Raw genomic sequence first — 6,691 nt, 5'->3', positions numbered from 1 at the left:
GTCGTCGAGACTCGCGACTTCGTCGCATGCGCTTCGACGACTCGGACGCGAGACGGGCCGCGAACGGTCGCTCGTAAGACTCGCTCCGTGGTGGTCGCTGATGGTGGATTGCTCGGCGCCTGATGGGCGCGCGCCGGGCAGGCGGACCTGTGCCTGTGTCGTATGCGCTTCGACGGCTCGGACGTGAGACGGGCCGCGAACGGGTTGCTCGTAAGACTCGCTCCGTGGTGGTCGCTGATGGTGGATTGCTCGGCGCTTGATGGGCGCGCGCCGGGCAGGCGGACCTGTGCCTGTGTCGTATGCGCTTCGACGGCTCGGACGTGAGACGGGCCGCGAACGGGTCGCTCGTAGGACTCGCTCCGTTGTGGTTGGTTTGTGTGTGCAAACCGATGGTTCGTGGCTGGCAGGGGCGGACTCGTCGGGGCGAATCATGCGGGAACGGTCCAGGGTGTCTCGAGCTACGCGGCGCGGGACCGTCTACCGTTATCCGGGTGAGTGCATTTCCTTGCAGTGACGATGTTCTTCCCCAGTCGGAGGCGGTGATCCCGCTGCCCGAGGTGGCCGACAAGCTCGGGCTCGTGGTGACCCGAGTGCATCAGATGCTGCGCGACCACCAGTTGCTCGCCCTGCGCCGCGATGGCGTGGCCGGCGTGCCCGAGCGATTCTTCGACGATACCGGCGCGATCGTGAAGTCGCTGCCGGGGCTGATCACCGTCATGAAAGACGCCAAGTACACCGACGAGGAGATCCTGGAGTGGATCTTCACCGACGACGAGAGCCTGCCCGGTAAGCCCGTCGACGCATTGCACGGCCCGCTCGCGCGCGAGGTCCTGCGCCGTGCGGCAGCCGAGCCCTTCTGAATTTTCAGCCGCGCGGGCGCGGCGTGTTCGCGGCCCGGAATGTGAGCATCGCGGCGCGATTCGATGAGGGGTGGTTGGTCGGGCGACGGGTGGGCCTCGCGTCCGAGCCATGGAGACTCGCGCCTGCGGCGCATGCGCTTCGACGACTCGGACGCGAGACGGGCCGCGAACTCCTCGCTCGTAAGACTCGCACCGTGCTGGCTACGTGAGTGGCTCAGTTGCGATCGAGTCTCAGTGCCGCAGGGCCGCGGAGGTGAACTCGATCGCCGCGACACGCAGACGTCGGTGGCGCGGGACCACGGCGCGGCGCGCGAACACCGCGTAGTCGGAGTGTTCGATTTCATCGAGAATGCCGGAGTAGAGCGTGCTCGCGGTGCGGATGGCGGGGCGCACCCGTGGGTCGAGTAGGTCGATGCCAGGATTCGCGAAACGGTAGAGGTCGCGGTTGATCGCGATCAGGTGGGCCAGGGCGCGGCGCACCCGCTGGTCGGTGTGGCCGATGCGGTGGCAGTGGGCCAGCAGGTCCGCTTCCACGCCGAAGGCCGCGAGTTCGTCGGTGGGGAGGTAGATCCGGCCCCGGTCCAGATCCTCGGCGATATCGCGCAGGAAGTTGGTGAGCTGAAAGGCTTCGCCGAGCGCGGCGGCGGCGGGTTCGGCCTCGCCTACCGGGACGACCGTGCCGAGTACCGGCAGCAGCTGCAGACCGATCGCCGCCGCGGAACCGCGCATGTAGTCGCGCAGTTCGGTCATGGTGGTGTAGTCGGCACGGAAGTGCGCGGTTCCCGGCACATCCATGCGCATGGAGTCCAGGAAGGTCCAGAAGTGCTGGGGCGCAATGTCGTAGCGCTGGATGGTGTCGGCCAGTGCGGCCAGTACCTGGGTGCGCCGGTCGGTAGGAGGCGTTGCCTGTTCCAATGCGACGCGCAGTTGCTTCTCGACCAGATCGAGTTCGCCCGCGGGGCCGTGTTCGGCGTCGTGCGTCGGGTGATCGACGATGTCGTCGACCATTCGCGCGAAGGCGTACAGCGCGTGCACCGCGGGTCTTCGTGGTGCGGACAGCAGGCGGGTGGCGAGGAAATAGGTGCGTCCGTGTTCGGCGGCGATCGCACGGCAGACGCGGTATGCCGCGGCCAGTTCCGAGCCGCGGGTGGGTAGCGCGGCCTCGATCATGACCGGGTGACGGCGACCGGATTGCTCTCCGGTGGGGTGGCACGCAATCGCAACGGGTCGACCCGCCGCAGTGACAGGGCCGCGACCACGGCCGCGAATGTCGCGGCGGCCACGTGCCCGAAGCTGTAGAGCCCGATCGAGCCGTCCGGCTGGAAGACCAGCATCAACCAGGTACACAGCCCGACCAGCACCATCAGCGTGGTGGTGGACAGCGCGAACCCGGCGGCCAGCGCCAGCGGCCAGGAGTAGTACCAGGGCAGTGCGGCGGGCGAGAGGATGACGATGGCGACGAAGGCGATGAGGATGCCGAAGACCGCCTCGCGCTCGCTGTGCCGGAACCGCCACCAGGTCCACGCCAGCACGGCGATCAGCGCCAGTGCGCAGAGTGCGCGGGTCACCGCGAGCACCGGATCCATCTGGAACGGCGTCACCCAGCGGACCATATGCGCCATGATCGTCGGCAACGAGAGCCAGTTGATGATCTTCTTCGAGCCCGACAGCGCGGTCAGCCAGCCGATGCCGACCCCGGCGATGGCCGAGGCGGCCACGAAGACCACCGCGAACACGCTCAAGCCGAGTCCGGCGATCTTGGCGAACATCAGTGCCGGATGCGGCACTTCCGCGCTCGGTCGCGCGGGTTCGGCCTCGCTTTCGACGTGTTGGGTCGCGCCCGGTGATTGTGCGGCGCGTTGCAGTGCTCGGCGTTCACGTTCGTGCAGCATCCAGATCCACACCAGGAACGGAAGTGCGACACCGGCGGTCGCCTTGATGGCGACGCCGATGGCGACGACCACGATGCCCGCCACATGATGGCGCTCCAGTACCAGTGCGATACCCGCGCACATGAGCCCGACCATGAGCATTTCGTTGTGCACACCGCCGATGAGGTGGATCAGCACCAGCGGGTTGAGCACCGCCAGCCACAACGCGACCGTCGGCTTACCGCCGAGATGTTTGGTCAGATACGGCACCGCCCACATCATCAACGCCAGTCCCGGCAGCATGACCAGCCGCAGCGCGATGGTGCCCGCGATCACATTATCGCCGGTGATCGCGGTGATCGCATTGCCGAGCAGCAGGAAGATCGGACCGTACGGCGCGGTGGTGGTGGTCCAGACAGGGCTCACATTGTCCAGCAGCACACCGGGATTGGCGACCGGCGGAGAGACGTATGGGTCGAAGCCGTCGCGTAGCAGTGCGCCCTGGGCCAGATACGAATACGCGTCCCGGCTGAACATCGGCACCGCGAACAGCAGCGGGAAGATCCAGATGCCGACGATCGCGCGCAGTTCGTTCAGCGTGACCCCGGCGTCGGGCCGGTCGCCGAATCCGATCGTGGTGCGGCCCAGGCGCACCCACGCGGTGATCATCAGCAGCACACCGACCCAGATGACCATGGTGGACAGCACATAGCCGTGCCCGAATCGCAGCCAGGACAGATGCATCGCCTCGAGCAGCGGATCGCGCTTGCGGACGCTGCCCGCGCCGAATCCGCCGAAGGTGATCATCAGCGCCCCGAAGAAACCGAGCAGCGCCGAATGTCCCTCGGGGCTGCGGGCGAAGTCGGCGGTGGTCCGCAGCCAGACCCGGAGCCCGTGATCGCCGACGGCAGGGGGTGCCTGGCGCGCCGGGGCGATCGACGGACGTGCCTCGTCTTCGGTCGCGGTGATCGAGTTGTCGGTGGGCGCGGGGGCTGTCGTCTCAGGGGGATGCATGTGGTGTCGGTCCCCCCGGAGTGGTCGGCGGTCGCAACCGCAGGCGAATAGGTCGGCCGTCAGTTTATCGGCTCGCCGGGAACACTATCCCGCTGGTGCGTGGGGATTCATCTCGAGTGGGTCGCGCGGTGCCGATAATTCGGTTTGCCGCCAGTTTTCCGGACAGCAAGGTGGTCGGCACGCCGACGCCCGGAGTGGTGCCACAACCGGCGATAACCACGTTGTCGCTGTCGCCGGAAAAATTGCGCGGACGAAATGGGCCGGTTTGCCGGAACAGATGGGCGGCGGAGAAGGGTGTGCCCGCAAGCATGCCCTGATCGCGCCAGGTGCCGGGTGTGTCGAGATGATCGACAGTGAAGTGTGCGGCGATGCCGTGATATCCGCGTTCTTCCAACACATTCAGGAGTTCACGCAGGTATGAGGGGCCGAGTCGGTCCCAGTTCAGCGGTGCGGCGTCGAGGTTGGGGCAGGGGGCGAGCAGCGAGAACGGCTCGTGCCTGCCGTCGGCGCGGTCGATGTAGAGCGTCGGATCGGTCAGCGCGGGCCGGGTGAGCAGCAATGACGGGTCGCTCATCAGGCGCCCGCGGCCGGGTCGGGCGGCGATCTCGTCGAAGGTTCGGTCCCAGGCGTCGCCGAAATCGATGGTGTGGTGGGCCTGGATCGGCCAGGTCTGGGCGATCGCGGCGGGGATGGTGCCGTGTGCGACGACGGCGGACGGTGCGGCGCGCAGGCGACGACGACGGCGCACGCCGAAGCGCTCGAGTGCGCCGAGGTCGGTGGTGAGCACCACGGCGTCGCAGTCGAAGGTGCGGCCGTTCGCGGTGCGGACCTGCCTGGCCCGGCCGCCCGTGTATTCGATCCCGGTGACCTCGGTGTTCAGCTCGAGTGCGCCGCCGGCCGCGGTGAAGGCGTCGGCGAGTGCGGCGGTGATGGCGCGCATACCGCCCTCGGGGAAGTAGACGCCGAGTGAGGTATCCATATGCGGGATCGCACCGTATACGGCCAGTGCCTTCGCCGGGGCCATGCCCGCGTAGAGCGCCTGGAAGGTGAACAGTCGGGCCAGGCGGGTATCGCGCAGGAAATGGGAGACGCGCGGGCCGAGCCTGCCGAATCCGCCCAGACGCACGAGTGTGGCCAGCGCGCTGCGCTTGGCCGGGTAGCGGACCATATCGAGCGGCGAATCGAAGTTCGTATCCATGAACTCGGTGAATTCGGCCTGGTAGATCTCCGCGAGCCAGCTGCGCAACCGTCGGTAGCGCAGTGCCTCGTCCTCGCCGCAGACACGGGCCACCTCGATGGCCATAGCCTCGGGATCGGCGTAGACGCGAATGGTGGAATCGTCGGCGAAGCGGGCGTGATAGCTGGGGGCGAGTTGGTGGATGCGCAGTGGCGGAGTGCAGGTTTCGGGGGTAGCGCCGACGGCGGCGAGGGCATCGGCGATCAGCTCCGGCAAGGTGAGTACCGTTGCGCCGGAGTCGATTTCGTAGTCGGGGCCGCGGTAGAAGCCGACTCGGCCGCCGGGATGATCGGCCCGTTCCAGCAGGGTGACGGTGCGCCCGGCCCCGGTCAGATACAGGGCAGCGGCGAGGCCGGATAGGCCCGCGCCCACCACCACGACGCGATCGGTCGGTCCCGCAACGGTTTTCATGTGGATCTCCTCGCGCGGTCGCGGCTAGTGCGTGCGACTCGTCGCGGCCAGGGCCATGGCGCGCAATCGCTCCTTGGCATCGGGCGTAGCGGTACTCGAGGCCAGTGCGGCCAGGCCCTGTTCGGTGAGTTCGGTGATGCGGCGCTCCACCTCGTCGACCGCGCCGAGTTCGGTGATCACCGCGCGCAACCGCTCGACCTGGTCCGTAGTCAGATCGGTGCCGATGCTGGTGCGCAGCAGGTCGGCGGCGCCCGGGTCGGTGGCGTCGGCGCGCTGCAGCGCCTCGGCGACCAGGACGGTGCGCTTGCCCTCGCGCAGGTCGTCGCCGGAGGGCTTTCCGGTGACCGCGGGGTCACCGAAGACGCCGAGCAGATCGTCGCGCAGCTGGAAGGCGATGCCGATGTCGGTACCGAAGGTCCGGTAGGCCTCGATCAGGTGCGGATCGGCGTCGGCGAGTGCCGCACCCAGGTGCAGCGGGCGCTCCACGGTGTAGGCCGCCGTCTTGTAGCGGTTGATGCGCAGCGCCGCCGCGACCGATTCGTCACCCGCCGATTCGCCGTGGATATCGAGCAGTTGCCCGCCGAGCACCTCGGTGCGCATCAGCGCCCAGACCGGTGCGAAGCGGCCGAGGGCGGCGGCGTCGAGTCCGGCGCTGTGCACCATGTCATCGGCCCAGGCCAGCGCCAGATCGCCGACCAGGATGGCGACCGAGGTGCCGAAATGTTCGGCATCACCGGCCCAGCCGTGGTCGCGGTGGCGCTGTTCGAAGTCGACGTGCACGGTGGGGAAGCGGCGGCGGGTGCGCGAGGAGTCGATGATGTCGTCGTGGACCAGCGCGCAGGCCTGCACCAATTCCAGTGCGGCACAGGCGTTCAGGACCGCGGCGGCGTGCGGGCCGGTGGGATCGCCGCCCGCGCCGAGCCAGCCGGTCCAGGCGAAGGCCGGACGGGTGCGCTTACCGCCGCGCAGCACGAACAGTTCGAGCGCGTCCGCCGCCTGGACGAAGACCGGACCGAGCGGTTCGACGATGGGTCGTCGGGTGAGGAAGAAGGCTTTGAGCGCGTCCTCGACCGCCGCGACGAATCCGGGCGTGCCCGGCGGGTGGTTCGCGGGCGGGGTGGGGTGAGGCGTCTGGATACCGGTTCCGGCGGACAGGGGAGCCTCCAAGGTCGTGCGGGTGCTGGTGCGCGCGGTGGATCGTGGGCGCTATAGGTACTTCGGTGCCGGACGGTGACCGTCGCGCGTGTCGTTCCGGCGATGGCGAGCGTGTCGCCTGCTCGCAGGATACGCGTACGGTT

General features: G+C 68.3%; 5 protein-coding genes. 1 reads left to right on the top strand and 4 read right to left on the bottom strand.

Annotated elements, in window-relative coordinates:
• Nucleotides 1-491 precede the first annotated feature (491 nt).
• The gene (locus tag ACIBW7_RS27355) at nucleotides 492-860 is read left to right on the top strand and encodes an Rv2175c family DNA-binding protein (protein ID WP_040688576.1); all 369 of its coding nucleotides are present in this window, start codon (nucleotides 492-494) and stop codon (nucleotides 858-860) included.
• A 231-nt stretch (nucleotides 861-1,091) separates the two neighbouring features.
• Here the strand turns inward: ACIBW7_RS27355 and ACIBW7_RS27350 are convergent, their stop codons facing one another.
• From ACIBW7_RS27350 to ACIBW7_RS27335, 4 genes are all read right to left on the bottom strand, one after another.
• The gene (locus tag ACIBW7_RS27350) at nucleotides 1,092-2,030 is read right to left on the bottom strand and encodes a phytoene/squalene synthase family protein (protein WP_397051070.1); all 939 of its coding nucleotides are present in this window, start codon (nucleotides 2,028-2,030) and stop codon (nucleotides 1,092-1,094) included.
• Nucleotides 2,027-3,745, bottom strand: coding sequence for an alpha-(1->6)-mannopyranosyltransferase A (locus ACIBW7_RS27345; protein ID WP_397051068.1), 1,719 nt, complete (start codon nucleotides 3,743-3,745; stop codon nucleotides 2,027-2,029). Before ACIBW7_RS27345 ends, ACIBW7_RS27350 begins: the two co-directional genes overlap by 4 nt.
• Before the next feature lie 64 nt (nucleotides 3,746-3,809).
• Nucleotides 3,810-5,393: a phytoene desaturase family protein gene (crtI, locus tag ACIBW7_RS27340; protein ID WP_397051066.1), complete on the bottom strand. Its 1,584-nt coding sequence runs from the start codon at nucleotides 5,391-5,393 to the stop codon at nucleotides 3,810-3,812.
• 24 nt (nucleotides 5,394-5,417) lie between these two features.
• Nucleotides 5,418-6,560, bottom strand: coding sequence for a polyprenyl synthetase family protein (locus ACIBW7_RS27335; RefSeq protein ID WP_397051064.1), 1,143 nt, complete (start codon nucleotides 6,558-6,560; stop codon nucleotides 5,418-5,420).
• Nucleotides 6,561-6,691: the final 131 nt, after the last annotated feature.

The organism is Nocardia sp. NPDC049526, assembly GCF_044465765.1.
Taxonomy (GTDB): Bacteria; Actinomycetota; Actinomycetes; order Mycobacteriales; family Mycobacteriaceae; genus Nocardia.
Note: the sequence above shows the minus strand (reverse complement) of the source record. Positions and strands in the feature narration are given on the sequence as shown.

Excerpts from the sequence above, each read along its gene's own strand:
- crtI (WP_397051066.1), bottom strand. The coding sequence starts at position 5,393 with ATGAAAACCGTTGCGGGACCGACCGATCGCGTCGTGGTGGTGGGCGCG.
- ACIBW7_RS27345 (WP_397051068.1), bottom strand. The coding sequence starts at position 3,745 with ATGCATCCCCCTGAGACGACAGCCCCCGCGCCCACCGACAACTCGATC.
- ACIBW7_RS27350 (WP_397051070.1), bottom strand. The coding sequence starts at position 2,030 with ATGATCGAGGCCGCGCTACCCACCCGCGGCTCGGAACTGGCCGCGGCA.